The 24,331-nt window shown below is 42.3% G+C and carries 22 protein-coding genes; 9 read left to right on the forward strand and 13 right to left on the reverse strand.

Translation table 11 applies throughout. From position 1 onward, the window contains the following. Positions 1–146 precede the first annotated feature (146 nt). The 3 genes from ABN702_RS13080 to ABN702_RS13090 are packed head-to-tail and all read left to right on the forward strand — an operon-like array spanning position 147 to position 3,546. Positions 147–1,436: a UDP-glucose dehydrogenase family protein gene (locus ABN702_RS13080; RefSeq protein WP_417897278.1), complete on the forward strand. Its 1,290-nt coding sequence runs from the start codon at positions 147–149 to the stop codon at positions 1,434–1,436. After that, positions 1,433–2,389 carry an NAD-dependent epimerase/dehydratase family protein gene (locus tag ABN702_RS13085; RefSeq protein ID WP_417897279.1) on the forward strand — a complete coding sequence of 319 codons (957 nt, stop codon included), beginning with the start codon at positions 1,433–1,435 and terminating at the stop codon, positions 2,387–2,389. Before ABN702_RS13080 ends, ABN702_RS13085 begins: the two co-directional genes overlap by 4 nt. Continuing rightward, positions 2,347–3,546, forward strand: coding sequence for a glycosyltransferase family 4 protein (locus tag ABN702_RS13090; protein ID WP_417897280.1), 1,200 nt, complete (start codon positions 2,347–2,349; stop codon positions 3,544–3,546). Before ABN702_RS13085 ends, ABN702_RS13090 begins: the two co-directional genes overlap by 43 nt. 59 nt (positions 3,547–3,605) lie before the next feature. Here the strand turns inward: ABN702_RS13090 and ABN702_RS13095 are convergent, their stop codons facing one another. From ABN702_RS13095 to ABN702_RS13110, 4 genes are all read right to left on the reverse strand, one after another. Further along, on the reverse strand, positions 3,606–3,923 hold the full coding sequence (locus ABN702_RS13095; protein WP_417897281.1) for a hypothetical protein: 318 nt from the start codon (positions 3,921–3,923) through the stop codon (positions 3,606–3,608). A gap of 88 nt (positions 3,924–4,011) precedes the next feature. Further along, a complete protein-coding gene (locus tag ABN702_RS13100; protein WP_417897282.1) occupies positions 4,012–4,455 on the reverse strand; it encodes a hypothetical protein in 444 nt (147 codons plus the stop codon). Continuing rightward, positions 4,456–5,517, reverse strand: coding sequence for a CotS family spore coat protein (locus ABN702_RS13105; protein WP_417900899.1), 1,062 nt, complete (start codon positions 5,515–5,517; stop codon positions 4,456–4,458). Between the two features lie 55 nt (positions 5,518–5,572). Continuing rightward, positions 5,573–6,712, reverse strand: a complete 1,140-nt coding sequence (locus ABN702_RS13110; RefSeq protein WP_417897283.1) for a glycosyltransferase family 4 protein — start codon at positions 6,710–6,712, stop codon at positions 5,573–5,575. A gap of 239 nt (positions 6,713–6,951) precedes the next feature. Between ABN702_RS13110 and ABN702_RS13115 the strand changes: the two genes are divergently transcribed. Continuing rightward, positions 6,952–8,031: a CotS family spore coat protein gene (locus tag ABN702_RS13115; RefSeq protein ID WP_417897284.1), complete on the forward strand. Its 1,080-nt coding sequence runs from the start codon at positions 6,952–6,954 to the stop codon at positions 8,029–8,031. A 347-nt stretch (positions 8,032–8,378) separates the two neighbouring features. On the opposite strand, the gene fabI is transcribed toward ABN702_RS13115, so the two are convergent. Both fabI and ABN702_RS13125 read right to left on the reverse strand, forming a co-directional pair. Beyond that, the gene (gene fabI, locus ABN702_RS13120; RefSeq protein WP_417897285.1) at positions 8,379–9,149 is read right to left on the reverse strand and encodes an enoyl-ACP reductase FabI; all 771 of its coding nucleotides are present in this window, start codon (positions 9,147–9,149) and stop codon (positions 8,379–8,381) included. 114 nt (positions 9,150–9,263) lie between these two features. After that, entirely contained in the window at positions 9,264–11,327 is a 2,064-nt protein-coding gene (locus ABN702_RS13125) for a cation:proton antiporter (protein ID WP_417897286.1), read from the reverse strand. Between the two features lie 389 nt (positions 11,328–11,716). Here ABN702_RS13125 and prpE point away from each other — a divergent pair, with 389 nt between their 5' ends. Continuing rightward, positions 11,717–12,457: a bis(5'-nucleosyl)-tetraphosphatase PrpE gene (gene prpE, locus ABN702_RS13130; RefSeq protein WP_417897287.1), complete on the forward strand. Its 741-nt coding sequence runs from the start codon at positions 11,717–11,719 to the stop codon at positions 12,455–12,457. A gap of 25 nt (positions 12,458–12,482) precedes the next feature. Here the strand turns inward: prpE and ABN702_RS13135 are convergent, their stop codons facing one another. Genes ABN702_RS13135 through ABN702_RS13150 form a run of 4 tightly spaced genes read right to left on the reverse strand, consistent with a single transcriptional unit; the run spans position 12,483 to position 15,264 of the window. Next, positions 12,483–13,376: an RluA family pseudouridine synthase gene (locus ABN702_RS13135; protein ID WP_417900900.1), complete on the reverse strand. Its 894-nt coding sequence runs from the start codon at positions 13,374–13,376 to the stop codon at positions 12,483–12,485. A 22-nt stretch (positions 13,377–13,398) separates the two neighbouring features. Next, positions 13,399–14,196, reverse strand: coding sequence for an NAD kinase (locus ABN702_RS13140; RefSeq protein WP_204419192.1), 798 nt, complete (start codon positions 14,194–14,196; stop codon positions 13,399–13,401). A gap of 48 nt (positions 14,197–14,244) precedes the next feature. Next, positions 14,245–14,880 (reverse strand): GTP pyrophosphokinase, encoded by a 636-nt coding sequence (locus tag ABN702_RS13145; protein WP_417897288.1) that lies wholly within the window; start codon positions 14,878–14,880, stop codon positions 14,245–14,247. A gap of 15 nt (positions 14,881–14,895) precedes the next feature. Further along, positions 14,896–15,264 carry a hypothetical protein gene (locus ABN702_RS13150; protein ID WP_417897289.1) on the reverse strand — a complete coding sequence of 123 codons (369 nt, stop codon included), beginning with the start codon at positions 15,262–15,264 and terminating at the stop codon, positions 14,896–14,898. A gap of 746 nt (positions 15,265–16,010) precedes the next feature. Here ABN702_RS13150 and ABN702_RS13155 point away from each other — a divergent pair. The 4 genes from ABN702_RS13155 (at position 16,011) to ABN702_RS13170 (ending at position 18,710) form a co-directional block, all read left to right on the forward strand. After that, positions 16,011–16,607 (forward strand): CYTH domain-containing protein, encoded by a 597-nt coding sequence (locus ABN702_RS13155; RefSeq protein WP_417897290.1) that lies wholly within the window; start codon positions 16,011–16,013, stop codon positions 16,605–16,607. 10 nt (positions 16,608–16,617) lie between these two features. Continuing rightward, positions 16,618–17,259, forward strand: coding sequence for a lytic transglycosylase domain-containing protein (locus ABN702_RS13160; protein WP_417897291.1), 642 nt, complete (start codon positions 16,618–16,620; stop codon positions 17,257–17,259). A gap of 178 nt (positions 17,260–17,437) precedes the next feature. Further along, positions 17,438–17,851: a globin gene (locus ABN702_RS13165; protein ID WP_417897292.1), complete on the forward strand. Its 414-nt coding sequence runs from the start codon at positions 17,438–17,440 to the stop codon at positions 17,849–17,851. Next, on the forward strand, positions 17,841–18,710 hold the full coding sequence (locus tag ABN702_RS13170) for a ClpXP adapter SpxH family protein (protein ID WP_417897293.1): 870 nt from the start codon (positions 17,841–17,843) through the stop codon (positions 18,708–18,710). Before ABN702_RS13165 ends, ABN702_RS13170 begins: the two co-directional genes overlap by 11 nt. A 516-nt stretch (positions 18,711–19,226) precedes the next feature. Here the strand turns inward: ABN702_RS13170 and pepF are convergent. From pepF to cls, 3 genes are all read right to left on the reverse strand, one after another. Beyond that, a complete protein-coding gene (gene pepF, locus ABN702_RS13175) occupies positions 19,227–21,041 on the reverse strand; it encodes an oligoendopeptidase F (protein WP_417897294.1) in 1,815 nt (604 codons plus the stop codon). 99 nt (positions 21,042–21,140) lie between these two features. Next, positions 21,141–22,307, reverse strand: coding sequence for a competence protein CoiA (locus tag ABN702_RS13180; protein WP_417897295.1), 1,167 nt, complete (start codon positions 22,305–22,307; stop codon positions 21,141–21,143). A gap of 449 nt (positions 22,308–22,756) precedes the next feature. After that, complete coding sequence (gene cls, locus ABN702_RS13185; RefSeq protein ID WP_417897296.1) at positions 22,757–24,265, reverse strand: cardiolipin synthase; 1,509 nt, start codon at positions 24,263–24,265, stop codon at positions 22,757–22,759. Positions 24,266–24,331 lie beyond the last annotated feature (66 nt).

The raw sequence follows: 24,331 nt of genomic DNA on the forward strand, positions 1-24,331 counted from the left end.
CAAGAAACTTGTCTTCCCCACTTTTCGTTCCCATTCTTCCTCTATTCTTACATTTGGGCTGGGTTTTCGTCACAAGTCAACATTGTCCAATAATAAGATATTAAGGATTATTCACAGTGATAGTTGTGATGAGGGGAGTGTCATTCTTGGAAATTTGCATTATCGGAGCAGGTTATGTAGGTCTTACCACCACTGCGGTTTTAGCAGAGTTCGGTCATACCGTTTATTGTATAGATGTTAACAAAAAAAAAATAAATGACCTAAAGCAGGGGATAGTCCCCATTTATGAACCGCAGCTTGAAGAGCTCCTTCAAAAGAATAAAAGGAAAATCTCATTCACCACCGATATAGCTGGATCAATAAATACTTGCACCGTAATATTTGTTACAGTGGGAACCCCAAGCAGAGAGGATGGCAGTACAGATCTGACCTATATGTACTCGGCATTTGACCAATTTGCCCCAGCATTAACAAAGTATAAAACCATCATCATTAAAAGCACCGTTCCTCCTGGCACAAATAAAAGAATGCACGAATACCTCACTGAAAAAGGAATCTCAGCATCATTATTTAATATAGTTTCAAATCCTGAATTCCTGAGGGAGGGATCTGCCATCCATGATATGTTCTATCCTGACAGAACAGTCATTGGATTGGGGGATGGTGATAAGATTTCGGCAACAATCGCAAAAGAAATCTATCAGCAACTTGATGCTCCCCTTCTAATAACAAACTGGAATGGAGCTGAAATGATTAAATATGCATCCAACGCGTTTCTTGCAACGAAGATTTCCTTCATCAATGAAATAGCACGTGTGTGTGATGCTTATGATGCAGATGTTATGGAAGTTGCAAGAGGCATGGGGGCTGACCCTCGAATTGGTGCATTATTCCTGCAGGCGGGGATCGGGTATGGGGGATCCTGCTTTCCGAAGGATCTTCATTCACTTAACTTTTCAGCTTCCGCCAAGTCAGTGTCCACCCCCATACTTGAAGCGGTGCAATTGATTAACAATACACAAATAGATTCCTATATCAATAAGCTTCAAGAGCATCTATCTCTATTAAAAGATAAAAAGATAACCGTCCTGGGTGTTGCCTTTAAGCCACATACAGATGATATCAGGCATTCACCCGCCATCGAGTTGAGTACCCGACTTCACATGCTTGGTGCGGATGTTCATGTGTTTGACCCTAAAGCACATCTTCCAAATGATAAACGCCATATAGCTACCCAGCATAAAACATTGAAATCCTCCTATTTGGACTCGGAAGCCATTGTTATCGCAACTGAATGGCCGGAAATACGCCAATTGGACTGGAAGCATGTCAAAGCGTCACTAAAGGGAAATCTTATTCTGGACTGCAGAAACTGTGTCGAAAAAAATGAAGTCGAACAGAACGGACTTGTCTATAAAGGAGTTGGTCGAAGATGAATATTCTTGTAACTGGTGCTGCAGGCTTTGTTGGTTCACATCTTTGTGAAAGGCTGTTGAAGGAACCTTCTTTTCATGTTATCGGGGTCGATGCATTCACTGGGCCAACTCCACCTTCATATAAAAGGAATAATATACAAAGCCTGTTGGATCATCCACGATTCTCCTTTATCCAAGAAAATTTATTGGATGCGGACCTCAAACACCTTCTTGAAGGAGTGGATGCCATCTATCATCTCTCTGCCATTCCAGGTGTCCGGTCCAGCTGGGGTGATGAGTTTCCACCATATATGTACAATAATATCCTTGCCACTCAAAAGCTTTTGGAATCGGTGAAAGACTTTCATATCAAACGGTTTATATACATCTCCACGTCCTCCGTTTATGGAGAAAAAGTGGGAAAAGTGTCCGAAGATGCTGATCTCAATCCCCTTTCCCCTTATGGAATCACCAAACTTACAGGGGAACAATTGTGCAGAGTGTACGAAAACAGTTATGGACTTCCACTTGTAGTGCTGCGTTATTTTACTGTCTATGGACCAAGACAGCGACCTGATATGGCTTTTCATCGCTTCATGAGGCAGATCTATACCAACCAGCCGATTACCGTATACGGGGACGGATTACAGACACGGGACTTCACGTATATCGATGATTGTATAACCGCTACTAAAACCGCGCTGACAGCTGATGGAGTGATCGGGGAGACCATCAATATAGGTGGAAAAGAACGCTCTTCCATTCTGGATATCATCTCTATCCTAGAAAAAGTTACCGGAAAGAAGGCATTGCTTTCGTTTTATGGAAGATTGAAAGGAGAGCCGAAGCATACATGGGCAGATATTTCAAAAGCAGAGAGACTACTCGAATATTCTCCTGCTATACCCTTAAAAGGAGGGCTAGAAAAAGAATGGCATTATATTCAGGAGATTTACAAAACGAATCCGACATAAAACTTGCCATCATCTGTACAGAAAAGCTTCCCTCTCCAGCTATTAAAGGTGGCGCCATCCAGATGATGATCGACGGCGTCACCCCATTTTTAAAGGAAAAATACAAACTTACGATATTTTCTGTAGCAGACGAGGAACTTGCAGATCGGGAAATTGTGGATGGGGTTCATTACATTCGTTTTCCAAGAAACGAGTACCGGCACCATGTTGCCAATGAACTTACCCTTCATCATTTTGACCTTATCCATGTCTGTAACCGTCCAAAAAACGTACTTCTTTACCACCAATCCTCTCCTCAAAGTAAATTTGTACTAAGCCTTCATAATGAAATGTTTGCAGCCCATAAACTTTCCGATGAAGAGGGAGCGGAAGTAGTGGAAACGTTAAGCGCTGTCACTACGGTGAGCAATTTCATAAAAAAGACGGTGGTAGAGCGGTTTCCAGAAGCAGAAAAGAAAATCAGCGTTGTTTATTCAGGAGTCGACCTGGAATCTTTCCCCTTACGTCAAACCATGGTAGGGCAGCAAATTCGAAACAATTTCCGTAAACGATATAATTTGGAAGATAAAAAAGTCATCCTCTTTGTCGGTCGATTAAGTAAAACAAAAGGTCCACATATTCTGATAAAGTCAATGGAACAACTGTTAAAAGTACACAAGGACCTTGTTTTGCTCGTGGTAGGCGGCAAGTGGTTCAGTGATAATAGAATGAATAAATATGTATATTCTCTCTACAAACAGGCTCTGCCCTTTAAAGAAAAAATAATCTTCACCAAATACATTCCATCGGACTTCATAAATGAAGCATTTCTTGGCGGAGATGTATTTGTTTGCAGCTCCCAATGGAATGAACCACTTGCGAGGGTCCACTATGAAGCGATGGCTGCAGGTATACCTGTTATCACCACTAATAGAGGCGGCAATTCGGAGGTAATCCTTCATCGATACAATGGTTTGATCATCAACGACTATAACAATCCAACTGCTTTCTCAAAAGCCATCCACTACTGCCTGACTGAACCTGAGCTGACAAGCAGGATGTGCCATAATGGCCGTAGATTCATTGAGATCAATTTCACCTACAGGCATGTATATGAAAGACTGATAAGAGTCTACGACCAAGTAATTTCTTCCGTGTCGCCTCCAATCGAAACTTGACGAAACAACTGAAAGTGCCAGGATCTCTAAAAAGAGACCCTGGCACTTTCTCTATTGCTTCATTCCTCTTCCTCTTCATCGTAGTCTTCTTCATCATCTTCGTCATCTTCGTCATCTTCGTCATCTTTGTCATCGTCGTCTTCGTCGTCTTCTTCGTCTTCTTCTGCTTCTAATAATTCATCGTCAGCATCCTCTTCTTCAAAGTCCACTTCGGAGCCATCATTGTACTCAACAGCGATCTTCACTTCAGAAACATCACCGTTCTTTAAAGCTTTTAGTACTGCTTTTAAAGCTTCTTCAGAATTCAAATCGGGATTCAAGTTAAAGCCGTTTTCGAAATCCAGCTTCAGCTTTGCTTTACGGACATCATTGGTCATCCTTATCACTCCTAGTTTATCTATATACTTCTTATACATAAATAACATATGCTAGAGTGTCCGATTTTGATGAGTAACTTTTGCTGAATTATTTCCTAGTTTTTTTGTCTTTAGACAATAACGGAGAGACCCAAGGCATTTTCAAGGACGTTTCTTTAATGATAATGGTGACTTTCTTTTTAGGAGGCTCTGGAACTTCCATCATTTCTTCTGGAACTTCCTCTTCAACTTCTTCCTCTTGAACTATATCTTCAATTTCAATCTCCTCTATGAATATTTCTGGCACTTCTTCAGTAGCGGGCAATGATTTTGCGGTATGCTTTGCTTTTAATTCTCCACTCAATGAAAGTTCCACCAATTGAATTCCTTTTAAAGAATCCAGCTGTGAATTGACTGTGGACTCATTGAGAACAAGTTGATCTGGATTTTCCAACAGCTGTTCATACTCAGCCATATTCCAACCCATTGGGCCGGGAGGAGAGAAAGTGAATTTTTCCAGCTCCAATTTTGGTATTTTCGGACTTTCTGACATTTAATTTCCCTCCCCTTGACCAGATATGATGTCTCCGTAAATGGAAGGATACCTCTTCAGGAAATCACCCTTGGACTGTTCAAGCGCGATGATGTTTTGCAGGGCCCAAATATACTTTTCATCCGACCACGATCTTTTTTGCGCCAGAAAGTACTTATGGCCGATTGCACAAAACAGATGCGGGAATAAGAGATCCATATTGAGTACTTTATAATAGTTCTCCGATAAAGGATTTGTTTTATGATATGCCTGAAGAAGGTCAAACACGAGATGATCATCCCACACCGAAAATTTTTTCATCATCTTATTTAATATGATTCGAAGATCTCTTGTTGGCAGGTCAAACGTAATGGAGTGCAGCTCCTTCATAAATGGTGCACCATCTACTTCAGTGAATCTAGCCAAGGTAAAATCCTGCTGGCAGAACCCTTTAATACTGCTTACTTCTTTTGATACTTCTAGATAGACCGGCTCATCCAGTGCCGTTAATGCATCTTTTGCACGCTGAATCATTTCATCCACATGCTCCAGGAAAAGCAGTGAGAAAGCATCGGTCGGATACGACTCAGCAATTGTTTTATTCCCTTCCAGTTCCTGAAGCTTCCAGCGAAACAGTTTATGCCACTTTCCCAATCTCCCACGTGTTTTGCTATCTTCAGCTGGTAGATACCCTTTGGATGCTTGATAGAAATTCCCTGCAAATTCCATGGCCTTCAGCATCTGCTCTTTGTTGTAGTATATGACTTCACTACCTTCCACTTTGTCATAGAGCACATACCCCAATGAACCCGCACCGATACAGATTCCCCCACTTTTTGTTTCATGGATTGGCGTGATAGCTAATCCATTATTATGCAAATGCTGATGAGCGCCTGCGATAAACAGCATTCTCTCAGGCTTCATGCTTGCCTGTTTCAAAATTTTCTTGCCTTCCGTGGTATCCACTTCCCACGTCGTTCTTCCACTCCTGCTCGAAAGCAACCTCACATCATTTATCTCAAAAGGATAAAATTCCAGCACCTGTTGCAAGTGATGCTGTTCCACCTCTTGATGCTCTTCTATCCTTTGATGTTGTTCCACCTCTTGATGCTCTTCCACAAGACATCACCTTTCTTTCTTATTTTTTTGCTGCTTCTTCGTACACGGCCAACAAGTTATTCTCTACATTTTTCCAAGAAAATTCCCTTTCGACCTTGCTTCGGCCATATTTGCCCATACTTTCGCGGGTGTTTGCATTGTGGAGTAAAGAATTAATGACTTTTGCATAGCTTTCCGGGTTTTCAAAGTCGGATATGACATGACCATTACGCCCTTCATCTATAACTTCTGGATTTCCTCCCCTTTTACTTGTCACAATAGGCAGCCCTGCTGCCATTGCTTCATAGTGAACACGTGCAAGTGGTTCCTGCCATTGGGAGGAACAAACAAAAACATCCGACATGGCAAATAGCTTTGGAATATCCACCGGTTTAACAAATTTGATAAAAGTTACGTATTCAGGATACATCGCCCCGAGTGTATATAGATGCTTTACATAGTTATTGATATTGTCATCCCCGAACCACTTTGATCCGATGAAGACCATCATGACATTAGGATGCTCACTAATAATAGAAGGCAGAGCCTGCAAAAGAACATGCGGTCCCTTTACCTTACTTAATCTTCCAACAAACAGAATCACCTTTTTATTCGTCAGGCCAAGCTCATTCCGAACCTGGCTTCTTGCCTGTTTCCCATTTGCTGTCCACAATGGCTGAAACGTATCAAGATCCACTCCCGAATAAACGGTCCTGACTTTGGATTTTGCAAATGGAAATCGGTCTGTGATGGTTCTTCCAATAAAATCACTCACCGTAACAACCTTTGAAACAAGGTTCAAGCATTCTTTTCCTTCGGCATCACCCAATTTTTCAAAGGTGAACATCTCATTATGGACACTTAAAACAATCTTTGTTTGTGGTGCTGCGTCTTTAACCTGCTTCACCCATGTTGGCCTATTACATAAATGGATTACGTCATAGTTCTCCTGACTGATATGTGAAAGAATGGAAGGAAGGTACTTCTTTTCGTCGAAACGGATATAGCGGACATGCCCTCTTCTTTCTTGCTGCTCCAACTCTTCATGCTCTATCGAAATAATGGTGACATCATGCTTTGCACTAATGATTTTTGCAACAGAATCAATATAGATCTGTATCGCACCGCCGCGAATAGCCGGCACTGGAAGCTTTTCTGTTGCAATATACGCAATTTTCATATGTTACCTCCATTCACCTAAAAACGGTAGTTTATAAGTATCGTATGGATGAGCCGCCAAATTTGAAGCTTTTCCCTCTTCGCTTTTCGAAAAAGGGCGTATTCACTGCAATAATTTCCTCTTGTTCTTTAACACTTTCTCTTTAAAAACCATACCTTAAAGAAAATGCATTTCCCTATGGGGATGCGGAAACAATCTTAGTTGTCTGCAGCAAGCTAAAAGCTGCAGCTTAATAGAGGATGGTGGATCGTTTGTCAGAAGAAAACAAGCAAATTCTGAATGAAGCTGCTGAAGAGGAATATGTGTTATCACCAGAAGAAATACAACGACTGATTTCCCTGGCGGAAACAATACTGAAGAACTGGGAGGTCACCGTTAATGATATCGAGGTGGTACAAGGTGGGCAAATGGCGCTTGTATGGAAAATACATACGAGCGAAGGACCGATTTGTCTGAAAAGAATTCATCGCCCGGAAAAGAAGGCGTTATTTTCCATCAATGCACAAAACTATCTGGCTTTGAAGGGAACACGAGTACCTGGCATCATTCCAAATAAACACGGTGTGCTCTATACCAAGCATGGTCCCTTCCTTTTCGTTGTCTATGAATGGATCGAAGGGCGTCCATTTGAATTGACCGTCCAGGAAGACCTTGAATTTATCATGAAAGGATTGGCGGAATTTCATACTGCCTCCATTGGCTATCGGCCACCGGATGGCATTCCCATTTTCACTAAGCTTGGGCGCTGGCCGAACCATTATATCAAGCGCTGCCAGCAGATGGAAACCTGGAAACTCGTGGCACAAACGATGCCAGAGGATCCATTCTCCCAGCTTTATTTGGCAGAGATAGATCCATTTATCCAAGAAGGAAGAAGCACACTAGCACGCCTGCTTCAATCCGAATATCCTGCATGGGTATCCCAACTGAAAGGTTCCCCGACTCTCTGTCATCAGGACTATGGAACAGGAAATTCCCTGCTTGGCGACGACGGACAGATTTGGGTTATTGATCTGGATACGGTTTCCTTTGACCTGCCGATTCGCGACCTTCGTAAAATGATTATTCCTCTGCTTGACACGACCGGAGTCTGGAACGAGGAACAGTTCCATGTCATGATCAATGCCTATGAATCTGTCTCGCCATTAACCGAAAAGCAGAAGGAAATCATGTTTATCGACATGCTCTTTCCATATGAACTGTATGATGTAATCCGCGAACGCTATGTCCGTAAAACTCCCCTATTGGAATCGGAACTGGCAGAGGCTTTTGAGTATGAAAGAATCAAATCCGGCGCATTGAATCAGTTGATAAAATAAGTAAATCCGAGCTCTCCTTTATTAGAAGAGCTCGGATTTTCTCTAAGAAACGGGGCATTGGATTCACCTTTTGGTCAAATGCGCATCAAAGTCTTCCCCTCTTAGGACAGACTCTCACATAATTCGGAGGCATCTTCACGTAGCTCGGCTTTATTCTCACGCAACTTCGCTTTATTCTCACTCAACTCATCATGAGAGCACAACTCTTTTTCGTAGCGTGTTCGTCATTTAACTCGTATTTATTGATCTAGGCTCCCAACATAAAAAGCTTCCTCTTCGTAAGCAAAGTTCCCACCAATAAAAAAACACCGAAGACCCGTAAGTCCTCGGTGGTGCTATAGTTCATATTACAGAATGTGGTATCCGGAATCCACGTGCAGGTTCTCTCCTGTAATGCCGCGTGCAAGGTCGCTGAAGAGGAATAATGCAGCATCTCCTACTTCTTCTTGTGTGGTTACACGTCGAAGTGGAGCTTTTTCTTCGATCTCTTTTAAAATGGAGTTGAAATCACTTACACCTTTAGCGGATAGAGTACGGATCGGTCCAGCGGAAATCGAGTTTACGCGGATGCCAACCTTTCCTAAATCATTCGCCAAGTATTTTACACTTGCATCAAGGCTTGCTTTTGCTACACCCATTACATTGTAGTTGGCTACAACTTTTTCTCCACCTAAATAAGTTAAGGTTACTATACTGCCGCCTTCAGTCATCAGGTCTTTTGCTTCCTTCGCTACAGCAGTCAAAGAGTAGGAACTGATGTTGTGTGCCAGCAAAAAGCCGTCTCTTGTAGTATTCATGTAATCGCCTTGCAGTTCTTCCTTATTGGCAAAAGCGATGCAATGCGCAATCCCATGAATGCTTCCAACTTCTTCTTTGATCTGTTGGAAACAAGTATGAATTTCCTCGTCCTTCGTTATGTCACATGGAAGTACCAAGGAATCGTTTCTATCAAGGGATTCGGCCAGGTCACGAACACTTTTCTCTAAACGTTCACCTGCATAAGTAAATACCAGTCTTGCTCCTGCATCATGCAAGGAACGGGCAATTCCCCATGCAATACTTCTTTTATTCGCTACTCCCATTACTACATATGTACGACCATTTAAGGATAAAGTCATCTTTATATCCTCCTATTTATATTAGTTATTAGTACCTAGTCATAATTATAGCATAATCCTGTCGAAATGCGAACTTTTCTTTTTTTACAATGAAAACTCAAAAAAATAATTTCATTAATCATAATCCCGCTCGAGGAGCACTTCCTTCGGCAATTCTGTTCCACGCGTACCACGGAGATCTTCTTTGGCTTCGGTCGGATAGTAGATGATGAAGCTTTCGGGATTAATTTTTGCGAGCTTGCCCGGTATCTTCTCGAGTTGGGGATGCCATGCTGTCGTACCTCTCCTGGCACTGATGACCACTACAAGGTCATCTTCCATCAGCCGTGGTAAATGGTCCTCATACAAGGATGTCCATCCTTCCACCCACTCCACTTCTGTAGGAGGATTCGGTTTGATTTCCCTCATATGTGCTTTATACGTATCTGGGAACCCCTTGATGGCATAACAATGGATGGTCGCCCCAAGATTACTGGCAATCTGTTTGATGGTTGCAAGTGCATCCCAATAGCCCGGCTTGTGATCAATTCCATTCGGCAGAACAAGGATGATACGCTTTGTTGTGTTTAGTGGGTGACCAAGCTTGGAGATGAGTACCGATACATTGGATTGATCCAACACCTGGTCGATGACTCCACCGAATATTTTCTGAGGGGCCCTTCTCTCCCCGTTCCATCCGGCAACAATCGTGGTAATTCTTTCTTCCGCAATCGCCCGGTTGATTCCGATGGCTATATTTCGGTCTACCCTTGTAGTGACACGGATCGGGACATCTGCTCCACTTGAATACGAAACAGCCTGACCGAGCATTTTTTCCGCTTTTGCAACATCGCCCTCAGAAGCCCAAATATCCCTCTGGACAACGCTTAGCGCATAAAGCGGGTGCTCTTTTGATAGGGACTGCCGTATGACAAATGCAAGATCAAGAAGTGATTCCATCGTATTGGGATTGGCAATAGGAATCAGAATCCGTTCCGGCGCATCCCCTTTTTTGATTGGACGTTGGTCCTCGATCAAAGCAAGTTTCCGGCCATATTTTTCAACGAGGTAAGGACCTATGATACATGTAATCAAAATCATGATAATGACACCATTAACTGTAGCCTGATCGAGCAGACCAACATTAAAGCCCACCAAAGTTGCTGCAAGTGTAGCTGCCGCCTGGGGAGTCGTCAATCCAAAGATGACAAGGCGCTCATCCTGTGAATATCGATAAAACTTGCTCGTAATGAATGATGCAATATATTTGCTGAACAATAACCCAAACACAATCGCCAAAGTCAAAATCCAGGCTTTAGGATTGCCAACCAAGACACTTAGGTCCATGAGCATACCGACCGACAGCAGGAAAAACGGAATGAATATTGCATTCGCAGTAAATCGTATCCGATTCATTAATGGCCCCTGCTCAAAGATGAAGCGGTTCAATGCCAACCCTACCATAAATGCTCCGATGATAGGCTGCAAACCTGCAATAAGTGCAAGTGATCCTGCAGTGAAAAGCAGTACCATGACATAAATGAATTCAATCGGTCCTTCCGTTGAAACGTTGCGGAAAAACCAACGTGAAATGAAGGGTGTACCCAGGAAAATAATAGCAACAAACACGATGAGGGAAATGGCCAACTTGACTCCAAAGTAAATATCAAGCTGCCCTGCTGCTGCACCTGTGATAACAGCCAATACCAACAGCGCAAACATATCTGTCAGGATACTCCCACCAACGGCTGTCGTAATAGCTTTGCTTTTTCCAATTCCCAAGCGGCTTGCGATAGGATACCCCAACAATGTGTGAGAGCCAAGAATGGAACCGATCAGTAGCGAGGCTGCAAGATTGTACCCTAGCAATAAACTGATACCTGTTCCTACCGCTTGAGGAATCCAAAACGACAGCATCCCAAAGACAATGCTACGGTTACGGTATTTTTTAAACCCGTCCAAGTCCATTTCCAGTCCGGCTATAAACATGATAAATAATAGTCCTACTGTTCCTAAAAGCTCAATTGTGTCACTTCTCTCCAGCAATGCAAGCCCATTTGGCCCGATAATAACTCCAGCTAAAATTGGTCCAATCAAACCGGGAATCCGTAATAATTTCATGAAATAGGGAAATATGAAAAATGTGATCATGGCTATTGTAAATATGAGAACAGGCTCTTTGATTGGCAGTTCAAACATTCCTATCATCTCCAATCATAATGTCTATGTAATAAGCTCTTTTCTTAGAGTTTGTTGCTTTTGTCCGAAAAAAAAGGCTTTTGGATTTTTTACAGTTATTGAACAAGAAATTCAATTAAGAAAAAAAGCTAGCTAACCGGAAAAGAGCACGAAAGTAATGTATGTTGCGTGTGTATGTTGCATACGTCATAAGAAACACTGTATGCGAAAACAGCAATATTATAAGCAGAAATTATACCATGCTTTACCAATAGAGAGTATAAATTAACGTCAAAATTAACAGAAAGATAAAGGATGTCATAATCTTAATAACGAATATGTTGCTTTATATTTAGTATTCTCTAGGTTTATTAATTCACTCATATTTAAACTGAAAGGTGTGATTGTTCATGAAAGTAGATATCATCGGGGATATTCATGGCTGCTATGACGAATTCAAAAAGTTATTAGGAAATATGGGTTACGAAAAACGGGACAACCTTTTTATACATCCTGAAGGTAGAAAGCTTGCTTTTGTGGGTGACCTTACGGACAGGGGCCCGGCTTCTTTGAAAGTGGTGAACAAAGTCTGTGACCTTGTGACGAACGAACTAGCCTACTATGTTCCGGGGAACCATTGCAATAAGCTATATCGCTTCTTTCTGGGAAATAAAGTTCAGCACACACATGGACTTGAAACAACGGTTGCGGAATATGAATTGCTTTCCAAAAAAGATCAAGAGAAAATAAAAAAACGGTTTATTGCTCTATATGAAAATGCTCCGCTCTATCATGTGTTGGATGATAATAAGCTGATCATTGCACATGCAGGAATCAAAAAGGAGTTCATCGGCCAAAGCAGCAATAGGGTGAAATCATTTGTCCTTTACGGTGATATCACAGGTGAGTTTCATGAAAATGGCATGCCGGTCAGGAGAGATTGGGCAGTCCATTATGATGGGGATGCATGGATTGTTTACGGACATACTCCGGTCCGTGAAGTTAGAGTGGTGAATAGGACGGCTAATATTGATACAGGAGTCGTATTTGGAGGGAAGCTGTCCTCATTAAGATACCCGGAAATGACAGTCGAATCGGTCCCATCCAGTATGCCGTTTGTGAAGGAAAAATTCCGGGAATTATGGGACTAGGAAGACAAAAGAAGAAAGCCATCATCTAGCTTTCTTCTATTTCTACGAGGCTTAACATGTCCTCGGGCAGCCTTGAATGGAAGGTTAGTTGTATTTCTCTAACTGGATGGTAAAAGGATAGTTCACAGCTGTGAAGCGCCTGTCTGGCAATATGTGTTTTTTCTCCGCCATAAAGGGTATCGCCAGCCAAAGGATGACCCAAATGCGCCATATGCACTCTGATCTGATGTGTCCTTCCCGTCTCCAATTTCAACGATACATGAGAATAATCTCGATTACCGCCAAGCACTTCATAGTTCGTAATCGCCCTTTGACCGTCCGATCTCACTTCCCGTTCGATGATACTTGTATCCTTTCGGCCGATAGGGGCTTCTATTCGTCCATTTCCGATTTCCATCAACCCGTGGGCAATCGCTTCATATCTTCTTTTGATGGCATATTTCTTTTGTTGAAGAGAAAAAAGATGATGGGAATGCCGGTGTTTCGCAATCAGCATCAACCCCGTCGTATCGCGGTCAAGCCTTGTCACAATATGTATGGTTGCCCCGTAGCCGCAAGATTGATAGTAATGCATCAGCGCATTGGCCACTGTGCCCTTTCTATGCTCCCTTGACGGAATGGAAGCCATATTGGCAGGTTTATCGATCACCAATAAATAATCGTCTTCATAGACAATATTAAGTGGGATGTCTTCCGGTAGCATATCTTCGCTTGGAATTTCCCTCGGGAACTGTACCATTATCTCGTCTCCCGCTTTTAAGGGATAACGGACAGTCACTCTCTCATTATTTGCAAACAAGCCCCCACCGAAAAATTTAATCTCAGTGAGAGCCGTTTTGCTAATCTGTCTTTCTTTTAGAAATTCACGCAGAAGCTTACCGGAATCCGCTTCGTCAACTAGATATTTTAACGTAAACACGTTCACTTTATGCTCCTCTTTCTTACTTATCCGTAATAAATGAATCGCTGACCCTTTTCCAGAACGGAAATGGACGGAAGCGCGCAAATCTGATTTTCTCTTTGGCCACTCTGCACTGTATGGACTTTACATCCTTATGAAGAAGTGTTAAATGGTCAATCGTTATCTGATAATCCACATCATTCACCGGCTTCAACAGGCAAGTATGGTGGTCCGGCAAGACAAGCGGGGAGCCGATCGTCCGGAAAACCCTATTATTGATGGAAGCCATTTCAGCCAATTGGATCGCCGGCAAAGAAGGATGAAGGATTGCTCCGCCAAGCGCCTTATTGTATGCTGTACTGCCTGACGGAGTGGAAATGCATAGCCCATCTCCCCTAAACGTCTCGAAAAGCTGTCCTTTGATTTCCACATCCATGACGAGCGTTCCTTCCACACTTTTCACTGTACACTCATTCAATGCAAGATATCTCGCTTCCCGTCCACCATCGATATAGCGGATGATTACTTCAAGCAACGGATACTCCACGATTTGATAAGGTGTTTTGGCAATGGCGATGACAAGCTTTTCAATCTCTTCTGGTACCCAATCTGCATAGAATCCCAAGTGTCCGGTATGCACCCCGATAAATGCTGTTTTATCAAGCCTGCTGCGGTATCGGTGAAAGGCGTATAATAATGTTCCATCTCCACCTACCGACACGACGATGTCAGGCTGATCCTCATCATAAATCAATTCAAAATCCTGCAAGTACGTCCGCATTTTATGCATGAGCGTATTTGACACGGAATCACCTTTGGAGGTAATTGCAAACTTCATACTCCCACCCCTGAAATAAGATATTGTTCAAGAAGTCCTGGCAAAAACTTAATCTGTATCTTTGTTTTCTTTCTTCCTGGAGAATATGGCCTGTGCTTCCTGAATCTCTCCACGGATCTGCGACATCTCCGCATCAAGCAGATAGGCCGCTTCGGCCGCACGTACCAGACGCTCTTGGATATCCTCTGGAAATTGTCCACTATACTTATAATTCAAGGAGTGCTCGATGGTTGCCCAAAAATTCATGGCAAGCGTACGAATCTGGATCTCCACAAGTATTTTCTTTTCACCGTCAATAGTCTGTACCGGATACCTGATCACGACATGATAGGAACGGTAACCGCTGCTTTTTTTCGTGGAAATATAATCTCTTTCCTCCACAATCTCAAAGTCATTTCGGATCCGCAGCAATTCCACAACCCTGTAGATGTCATCCACAAACTGGCACATCATCCGGACTCCAGCTATATCCTGCATTTCCTCTTCCAGCTTCTCAAGTGAAAAGCCTTTTCTTGTCGCCTTGTCCAGGATACTTGCCATCGGTTTAACTCTACCTGTGACAAACTCGATCGGAGAATGCTCCGACTGCATGGTAAATTGACTGCGCATCCCTTTCAATTTCACTTTCATTTCATCAATTGCCTGTTTATAAGGTGCTAAAAACAAATCCCAATGCTGTATCATAATTGGCCAAACCCCTTAGAAAATATCGTTTACTCGCTTCTCCATCTCTTCCCCGTAATTGGCGTTATCTTTTATGTTCTCTATCAAATATCCCAGTTCTTCTTCTATGTTTGTTAAAAGCAGGGCCACTTTATCAACAACAAGAACAATCGCCTTCTTTTCTTCCATCGCTTTTTTCAAATCTTGCCAATATGTATCCTTCACGCTTACATAGATGAATTCCGAAGGCGTTTCCAATATATAAATAAAGGATAAATTATCAGAGTCCACCAGCATTTTGTTGCTCGCTGCCACTTGCTCCATTGAAAACGAAACAGGATCCGCTTGAAGTAAAAGTTGCTCTTCATTCCATGATGTGTGTGTGATTTCTATTCTCTTTTGCATAATAATCTCCTTCCAACCTAAATCCTACATTTATTTTATCATAATTCCCAGTTATCATCTAAATGGAAACGCTACTTTTTATTTTTTGGCTGTTTTAGCATTCAATGTTGCTATTAGTGAAATTTATACATCAAATGTAGCCCGTTGATTTCCGCTGCGGACACAAGATTCCCCGGGACGGATGGGAGCCTCCTCGGCTTCGCCTGTGGGGTCTCCCATGCCCTCTACTTTCCCGCAGGAGTCAAGTGTCCTCCGCTACAATCAACTCACGAGTTAAACATTATTTGCTAAAAGGAAGAGCCTTAAAATCAATCAAATCCTCTACTGAAATTAAAATTGAGACAAGATCCATTTTTTCTTTTAGTAAGGCAAATTTTTCACTTTGGGACACCCCTGCTGGTTGGAGTGCAAGGAGTGAGACTCCTTGAAAATGCAAGCATTTTCTGCGTGCGATGTATCGCTGCCGGAGCCTTCCGTGTCCTGCGGGAGCAGCGTGTCAAGGGAGACCCCGCAGGCGCAAAGCGCCGAGGAGGCTCCCGAGGCCGCCCGCGATCGCTGCCGCCTGGAATGGAGACCAACAGGGAGTTTAAAGTTGACATCTTATCTTTAGCCCAACCTATTTTTAAAGTAACAATCTTTAAGAAAAGATCTTGATTTTTTCATTCTTACAAGAATAACAGTTTATCGTTGCTATCTAAATAAAAGCAAGTGATAATGGAAGTATACCAATAGTGAGAGGTAATTATATGAGCCATCAAGAAATTGAAATAGAATTTAAGAACATTCTTACCTTTGAGGAATTTACGACACTTTGTTCTAGCTTTCAGGTACATCCGGAAGACTTCTTCTCTCAGGAAAACCATTATTTTGATACGGATAAATTTGAATTGAAGGAATGCGGCTGTGCACTTCGCATCCGCAAAAAGGGGGATACTTACACCCTTACTCTTAAACAACCTGCGAATGAAGGATTACTCGAAACCCACCAAGCCATCACGGAAGATGAAAAGGCTGAAATGTTTGATGCAGGCCAAGGACTAATCCAAGGAGTCATCGCTGATATTTTGAAGGATGAGCTTGGTATTGATTCATTAAACATTCGTTACTTCGGTTCCTTGAAAACAAATCGTGTGGAGATTCCTTACAAAAATGGCCTTCTTGTATTGGATGAAAGCCACTACCTTCAGACCAGCGATTTCGAAATGGAATATGAAGTCATCAACTACCAAGAAGGACAACAGGCTTTTCACGAGTTGCTAAGAGAACATCAAATTCCAATCCGCGAAACGAAAAATAAAATTGCCCGCTTTTATGATGTAAAAGTGTGCAGACTAAATGAATAGGTGATTAGCAATGAATATTGATCAAGTTCGTTCCATGATCCAACTACAAGCCCTGCAGAATCTGCAGAGCAATAAGTCATCCCATTCCCAGACTGCAAGCTATCAATCATTTGCCAGTCTGTTTGAAGGATTATTGCAGCAACCGAATAGCGGGGCAAAGCATGCTGGACGATTTACATCTTCTCATCCATTGAACATGGCCCATCTCTCCAGCCTTTCGACCTACCTACCGGAAACTGTCCTATCGCATACAGGGGGAAGCAATGGCTCCAGTGTGGCCGTACGATCTGATTACGAGGACCTTATCGAGGAGGCTTCGGTCAAGTATGGAGTTGACCCCTCTTTAATTAAATCAATCATTCAACATGAATCCAATTTCAATCCCTCTGCAAAAAGTCATGCCGGTGCTCTCGGATTGATGCAGCTGATGCCGCAGACCGCAAAAGGACTTGGTGTCCATGATGCAACCGACCCCAGACAAAATATTATGGGCGGTACCAAGTATATCCGACAAATGCTTGACCGATATGACGGTAATGTATCCCTTGCACTTGCAGCGTACAATGCAGGACCAGGAAATGTGGACAAGTATAATGGGATCCCCCTTTTAAAGAAACAATCAATTATGTTCGCAAGGTTACGGGCAGTTTGATGAGTTGAATTTATCAAAATCTTATTAGAGCAGGCGCTTTTAGGCGCTTGCTTTTTTTTGACTTTCCTTCCCCCACCTATTATTTGTAAGATTGGAATCGAAATATTTGAGATATAATAAGCACATTGCTAAAATATACATACAATCACACATTGAACTGAATAAGGAGTTAAAAAAAATGAATAACATACAATCACCCTTTGAACTTATCGGCGGAGAGCAGGTTATTCATGAACTTGTAGATGCATTCTACTCACGTGTCAGTAGCCATCCTGATTTAGCTCCCATATTTCCTGATGATTTGACGGAAACAGCAAGAAAACAAAAGCAATTTCTTACTCAGTACCTTGGAGGTCCCTCCCTTTACACAAGTGAGCACGGACATCCGATGCTGCGTGCACGCCATTTGCCTTTTGAAATAACCCCAACACGTGCAAATGCTTGGCTGGCCTGTATGGAAGAAGCAATGGATGAAATTGGACTTGAGGGTTCATATCGAAAAGAATTTTTTCAGCGTTTAGTTTTAACGGCTCATCATATGGTTAATACTCCAGACAAACCTGAAGAAAAGGAAGATTCATGTGACCTGTAACGATAAACAGCTTTTCTATTTAAATAATATCCGACATACGACAAACAAGCCGATTGAAGTGTATTTTTTCATTGATCCCCTTTGCCCTGAATGCTGGGCATTGGAGCCGATACTAAAAAAATTGCAGATGCAGTACGGCCAGTACTTTACAATCAAGCACGTACTAAGCGGCCGGTTGACTTCTCTTAATTTGACAAAAAAGCATTACGCCGCATCGCTGGCCCAGGTTTGGGAGAGGACGGCTAGTCGCTCAGGGATGTCCTGTGACGGTTCACTTTGGCTAGAAAACCCTATCGCAACTCCTCATGCCGCATCCATGGCAATCAAAGCGGCGGAATTGCAAGGAAAAAAAGCTGGCACAAAGTTTTTGCGCAAGCTACAGGAAGTACTGTTTCTCGAAAAGCAGAATATTTCAGATCTTGCTGTACTCATTGATTGTGCAGAATCGGTTGGATTGGATAAAGAGGAATTTATCGGTGATATGAACGGGGAAAGCGCCGCCAAGGCCCTGCAGTGCGATTTGAAGATTACAAATGAGATGGAAGTAAATGAAATTCCAACGCTTGTTTTTTTCAATGAAAATATTGAAGAGGAAGGAATCAAGGTATCCGGCTATCATTCATACGATGTGTATGTCCATATATTACAGGACATGCTCGGTGAATATCCCTTCCCTACAATGTTGCCTCCTTTAGAGGACTTTCTGCAGCAGTTCCAATTTGTTGCCACAAAAGAGATATCGGTCGTCTATAACCTGCCGATTGTGGAAGTGGAACGGGAGCTGAAAAAACTTCAGCTGGCACAGAAAGTCGAACAGGTACCTGTAAAATACGGTGCGTTTTGGAGATATTTAGCTTAATAATTATAGTGATATAAAGAAAAGCCTTGGTCTGGGACCAAGGCTTTCTTCTTGTCATATAGACAACAAAGGGGATGGGAGAAATTTTTCACGGTCAAACAAAGGGGTATATGTTTGTTTGTGAATCGTTTCACGATATTAATATATCAAATTTCGTCGACTTTTGACAAGTGCTTTCCCTTTTATTTCACAACATTGTCACAAACAGCAGTAAATTCATTTTTTAGGAAAAGATTGAGGACTTGTCACATACATATAACTAAGAGTGGACAAAACGCCGGGAAGGTGAGTAAAGTCATGAATAAACTGCCCTTTATACTTGCGATTCTGTTTATTGCATTCTGCTTTTACATCAACATATTAGGACTTTTGGAAATATACCCTCTTTATTTTACCTCGCCCCTATTGTTTTTTTCTGTGTTTCTGTTTATGGGCATGCTCAATAATAAGGATCGTTTCCGAGGGTTTAGAAAGTGAAAGACTCCCCATTCAAATAGATGGGGAGTCTTTTGCATATTATGACAGAAGCTCTTCCATTTCCTTCAGCTTCTCTTCAAACACTTTGCATGCTTCTTCGATCGGGGTGGATTGTGTCATATCCACTCCTGCTTTTTTCAATACCTCGATTGGATAGTCCGAGCTTCCCGCTTTCAGGAATTCAAGGTAGCGGTCAACTGCAGGCTGGCCCTCTTCAAGGATCTGTTTGCTTAGAGCAGTGGCTGCACTATAGCCTGTAGCATATTGATAAACATAATAGTTGTAATAGAAGTGAGGAATTCTTGCCCACTCCAAACCAATTTCCTCATCAATATGGATACTGTCACCAAAATATTTCTTATTCAGCTCATAGTAGGTTTCTGTCAACAGGTCGGATGTAAGAGCCTCACCACTCTGAGCAAGCTCATGGATTTTGTGCTCAAATTCTGCAAACATCGTTTGGCGGAATACAGTGCCACGGAAACCTTCCAAGAAGTGGTTTAGTAAATAAAGACGCTTCTTATCATCATCGATGGTTTTCAATAGATAATCATTCAATAATGCCTCATTACAAGTGGACGCCACTTCCGCGACAAAGATGGAATAGTTTCCGTACGGATAAGGCTGAGTCTTTCTTGTATAGTAGCTGTGTACGGAATGTCCGAACTCATGTGCAAGCGTGAACAGGTTATTGACATTGTCCTGCCAGTTCATAAGGATATACGGGTTGGTACCATAAGTTCCGGAAGAATATGCACCGGAGCGCTTCCCTTTGTTCTCCTGTACATCCACCCACCTGTTATCAAAGCCTTCTTTCAAGATTTCGGAATACTCTTCTCCAAGCGGAGTCAGCCCTTTCAGGATATAATCCTTCGCTTCATCATACGTAACAGCCATTTTTACATCCTTGATCAGTGGAGTGTATAGGTCATACATATGAAGCTCTTCCACACCAAGCACCTTTTTGCGTAACTCCACATATCGGTGAAGCAAGTGAAGGTTCTTGTTGACCGTATTGACCAGATTGTCATACACCGTTTCAGGGATATTGTTATTGCTCAGCGCGGATTGACGCGCAGAATCGTAATTGCGGACCTTCGCCTGGAAATTGTCTTTTTTGACCGTACCACCTAAAGTACTCGCAAATGTATTCTTGTATTTCCCATAAGTTTCGTAGACCGCTTTGAAAGCATTTTTTCTCACTTCCTGGTTCTCGCACTCGAGGAAACGTATATAACGGCCGTGTGTAATCTCCACTTCTTCCCCATTCTCATCTTTTACGGACGGGAATGTCAGATCTGCATTGTTAAGCATGCCGAAAGTATTGGATGAGGCGGATAACACCTCGGAAGCTTCCGCAAGCAATGCCTCTTCCTTTGCAGATAATACATGTGGACGTTGACGGTTAATTTCGTCGAGGGAGTGCTTATAAAGGGAAAGCCCTTCATGCTCCTGAAGGAACTTTGCTATTTCCTCTTCCTTCATCGTCAAAATTTCCGGTACAACGAATGATAACGCGCTTGCCACCTGTGTATAAAGGTTCGTTGCACGGTCATTCAATCCTTGGTAAAAGCTGTTCGTAGTATCCTGGTCGTAGCGCATATGAGCATATGTATACAGCTTGCCTAGACGGCTGGAGATGGAATCCTGATACTGAAGTGCTTCGTACAGGTTTTCTGCAGACTTTGAAAGTGTTCCTTCAAAGTCCTGTATTTTGCCGATCATCCCTTTTACTTCCTGAAATTCCTTTTCCCAAGCTTCATCACTCGAAAAAATATCTTCCAATCTCCATGTATCTTCTGCAGAGATGTCTTTACGTTCTTGTAATTTCTTAACGGCTGTTTGTTCTGCCATGAATTGGTACCCCCTTGAAAAAAATTAAAAATATGCATCTTTTACCTATTCGACGCAAGCTTATTATTCCCTCTTTTCTTTTCATTAATTGTAGCCTCTTCACAATTTCAAGACAATCCTGTCCAAAATGTCCTTATCGTGTGCTGTTGCCTCTTCCATCGTATTGTATCTTTTTTCACTTACTGCCTTCCTGAAGACCAGGTCGCTCTCTTTTTTTAGAATGCCAACCGCACAAAGTTGCTCTAGGTATTCCATAATAGCATTTGTATAATGTCCAAATTTCACTAATGGTAGCTGCTTGACTTTTACATGGGCATGTTGGATGCGTTGATTAAAACGGTTCATCAGGGATGGAATGTGAATGATGGAATGGATGGGGGTATGATAGATGGAGTCAAAATACAGCCAGGCCTGCCACTGGAGGATCGGGGTCTGAAACCAATAGGAGCATGAAACCGGTATCCCAATAACTGCAGGACATAACGACAGGGGGATCTGCATTTTCGTATAGCAATAATTACGTAGCTTCTGGTTTGGCGGGTATAGACAGAAATCGTATCTCCATCTCCTTTTCGAATGTAGCCATTTTGTTTTCCAATAGCTTGGCAGGCTTTTTCTGTTATCTGGGGGATGCAACTGCCACTCCTTGCTTGTTTTTGAGAATACATAGGAATCCAAGCTGTTAAAACCGAAAAGTGGATGAAGGTAATGAAAGACCGAATATTGTGGACAAAAGCTTAAAATGTAGGGCGTATCGCCTTTTTTATGATTTTGTAAAAAAGACCATTGAAACACTGATAGTTTCATATTGGATTGGATGTTTCCGAGCTTTTCTTTGCCGATTAGCCAGATGGGAATGATGGATTCTGATTCATATAATGTGGATCTTCGTTCGATGATGGAAGGGTGGATCGGAGAGCATTGAAATTCAAATGCAAAGTCCTGCCTGGCTTTCAAAAATACATCCGCTCGCTGGCTGGTCTCCGGGATATAATATTCCAATTCGGGGGAGCCACTTATTTTCAACGATTGATAGAGCTTTGCTTTTCCCTCTAAATGATAGAAGGTTTCCGCTTCACTCGAAGCACGGCATTCTGTATCAAGATGAGCAAAATGCATTCTACGGATATTCCCGCTTTTCAGTTTCACTTCCGAACCGCACGCCGGGCAGTTATACTTGTACTTCCTTATTTTCTCCTGTGACAACGTGTCTTTGTAGTCATGCAATGTGATAAGGGTACCATCTTCTCTTTTTGCTATAAACATTGCCTCACTCCTTTTACTTGTTTCCTCTCCCTAATATTCTGCATCGCTCGACAATATCCTTTCGCATTTTGAAAATAGTATTTTGGATTAAAACTGCTAGTAAAATTGATTTTTGGTGATTTTATGTGGCGATGTGCTGGGAGGGGTTTTAATAAGTTTATGATGGACTTTTCACTGGGGTTTCAGGTGGATAAAGTTCTTCATCGGGGGAATGATGGACTTTTTACAAGCTGATCAGTGGGAAAAGGGCCTTCATCCGGCTCATGATGGACATTTTTGCATGCGGATCTTGGTAAAAAGGGCCTTCATTAAGTTCATGATGAGCTTTTCACTACCTTTCCCAACTCAAAAGCCCGTCATTCAAAAACACAATGAACTTTTCCACCCGTCCCCCACAACAAAAAAACTGCCAAAAAGTGAAATGAAGTCACTTTCAGGCAGCACCAATATTATAGAAGTGGGGAAGCGAGTCTTGCCAAGGATTCCACAACTTTCTGGTAAAATGGACGTTTGGCAAACACACCTTTTACGATTGGATTGCTCTCGAGAAGGTCCTTTTCAAAATCCTCCACCAAAGATAGTACACTTTCCGTATTATATAGGAATGCATTCACTTCAAAGTTTAGATGAAAGCTTCTCATATCCATATTTGCCGTTCCTATCGAGGCGATTTCATCGTCCACTATCACGACTTTGCTATGAAGGAAGCCTTTTTCATATTCATAGATTTGCACCCCTGCTTCCATCATCTCTGGAAAATAGGAGTGGGAGGCATAATAGACGATTCGTTTATCAGGCCGTTTCGGAACCAGAAGTCTGACGTCCAAGCCGCTTAAAGCAGCAACTTTGAGGGCCGTGAAAATATCATCATCCGGAACAAAATAAGGAGAGGCAATCCAGATTGATTTCTGAGCCGAGGTAATCATGGAAAAGTACAGGCTTTTTATTACTTCCCATTCCTGATCCGGACCGCCAGCTATCATCTGTACCCCGCCATGCTTTCTCTCGGTTAAGGTTGGAGTCAGGTAACTCGGGGTCAGCAGTGACTGGTCGGTAGCATAGTACCAGTCCTGCAGAAAAATCAATTGTAGCGTACGGACTGCCTCCCCTTTTACGAACAGATGGGTATCCCGCCAATAGCCGAAGTATTCATCCCTTCCCAGGTATTCATCACCGATGTTAAGACCACCGACAAAGCCGACTTCCCCATCAACCACAATTATTTTACGATGGTTTCTGAAATTAACTTTATTGTTGAAAACTGGAAATGCAACCGGCGAAAAAGAAACGATTTCCACACCAGCTTCACGTAACTCTTTCAAATACGCTTTGCCAAGACCAAGACTGCCCACAGCATCAAAAAGGAAACGCACATATACGCCTGATTTCGCTTTTTCCATCAATAATTGTTTGATTTGATTGCCAATTTCATCATTTTTCACTATGTAATATTCCAAGTGAATATGGTGCTTCGCCTTATTGATCTCTTCCAGTATTTTAGAGAAGGTCCGGTCGCCATCTGTCAGCACTTCGGTATCCGTTCGAAAGGAAATAGGACTTCTTCCGATGTTTTGTGAGAGCCGGAATATGCTTCTTTTACTCTCTCCTAATGAGGCGATGTCTTCCTTGGTATAGATTCGTTCCCCTTCAATTTCCCTTATCGCTTCCTTATCAAATAAAGCCTTCCTTTGAAACAGTCTCCGCTTTCTTACATTGCGTCCGAACAGGAGATAAAAGAAAAATCCCAATACTGGAAAACTGCCTAGGACAACCAGCCATGTCAGGGTTCTAGTAGGATGCCGGTTCTCCAATGAAATTAAAAATCCAATAAAGACGACGCTAATCGTAAAGAGTATAGATATCGAACCTAGTAGCCACCCTTCCCATATTCCCTGGGTGGCAAATAGTACAGCTCCTACTGCCAATACAAAAACAGAAACCCTAACCGTATTCTTCAACAAACTTCATCTCCCTAAGTACATCTATCTGTCTGGAAAAAAAACCGATTTCAACAAAGTGAAATC

This window comes from Bacillus haimaensis (assembly GCF_048270625.1).
Lineage (GTDB): Bacteria > Bacillota > Bacilli > Bacillales > Bacillaceae_I > Sutcliffiella_A > Sutcliffiella_A haimaensis.

Excerpts from the sequence above, each read along its gene's own strand:
- pepF (WP_417897294.1), bottom strand. The coding sequence starts at position 21,041 with ATGGCAGAACAAACAGCCGTTAAGAAATTACAAGAACGTAAAGACATC.
- ABN702_RS13160 (WP_417897291.1), top strand. The coding sequence starts at position 16,618 with ATGAATATTGATCAAGTTCGTTCCATGATCCAACTACAAGCCCTGCAG.
- ABN702_RS13165 (WP_417897292.1), top strand. The coding sequence starts at position 17,438 with ATGAATAACATACAATCACCCTTTGAACTTATCGGCGGAGAGCAGGTT.
- ABN702_RS13100 (WP_417897282.1), bottom strand. The coding sequence starts at position 4,455 with ATGTCAGAAAGTCCGAAAATACCAAAATTGGAGCTGGAAAAATTCACT.
- ABN702_RS13155 (WP_417897290.1), top strand. The coding sequence starts at position 16,011 with ATGAGCCATCAAGAAATTGAAATAGAATTTAAGAACATTCTTACCTTT.
- ABN702_RS13140 (WP_204419192.1), bottom strand. The coding sequence starts at position 14,196 with ATGAAGTTTGCAATTACCTCCAAAGGTGATTCCGTGTCAAATACGCTC.
- ABN702_RS13095 (WP_417897281.1), bottom strand. The coding sequence starts at position 3,923 with ATGACCAATGATGTCCGTAAAGCAAAGCTGAAGCTGGATTTCGAAAAC.
- ABN702_RS13180 (WP_417897295.1), bottom strand. The coding sequence starts at position 22,307 with ATGTTTATAGCAAAAAGAGAAGATGGTACCCTTATCACATTGCATGAC.
- prpE (WP_417897287.1), top strand. The coding sequence starts at position 11,717 with ATGAAAGTAGATATCATCGGGGATATTCATGGCTGCTATGACGAATTC.
- ABN702_RS13090 (WP_417897280.1), top strand. The coding sequence starts at position 2,347 with ATGGCATTATATTCAGGAGATTTACAAAACGAATCCGACATAAAACTT.
- ABN702_RS13150 (WP_417897289.1), bottom strand. The coding sequence starts at position 15,264 with ATGCAAAAGAGAATAGAAATCACACACACATCATGGAATGAAGAGCAA.
- ABN702_RS13085 (WP_417897279.1), top strand. The coding sequence starts at position 1,433 with ATGAATATTCTTGTAACTGGTGCTGCAGGCTTTGTTGGTTCACATCTT.
- fabI (WP_417897285.1), bottom strand. The coding sequence starts at position 9,149 with ATGACTTTATCCTTAAATGGTCGTACATATGTAGTAATGGGAGTAGCG.
- ABN702_RS13145 (WP_417897288.1), bottom strand. The coding sequence starts at position 14,880 with ATGATACAGCATTGGGATTTGTTTTTAGCACCTTATAAACAGGCAATT.
- ABN702_RS13110 (WP_417897283.1), bottom strand. The coding sequence starts at position 6,712 with ATGAAAATTGCGTATATTGCAACAGAAAAGCTTCCAGTGCCGGCTATT.
- ABN702_RS13115 (WP_417897284.1), top strand. The coding sequence starts at position 6,952 with ATGGTGGATCGTTTGTCAGAAGAAAACAAGCAAATTCTGAATGAAGCT.
- ABN702_RS13125 (WP_417897286.1), bottom strand. The coding sequence starts at position 11,327 with ATGTTTGAACTGCCAATCAAAGAGCCTGTTCTCATATTTACAATAGCC.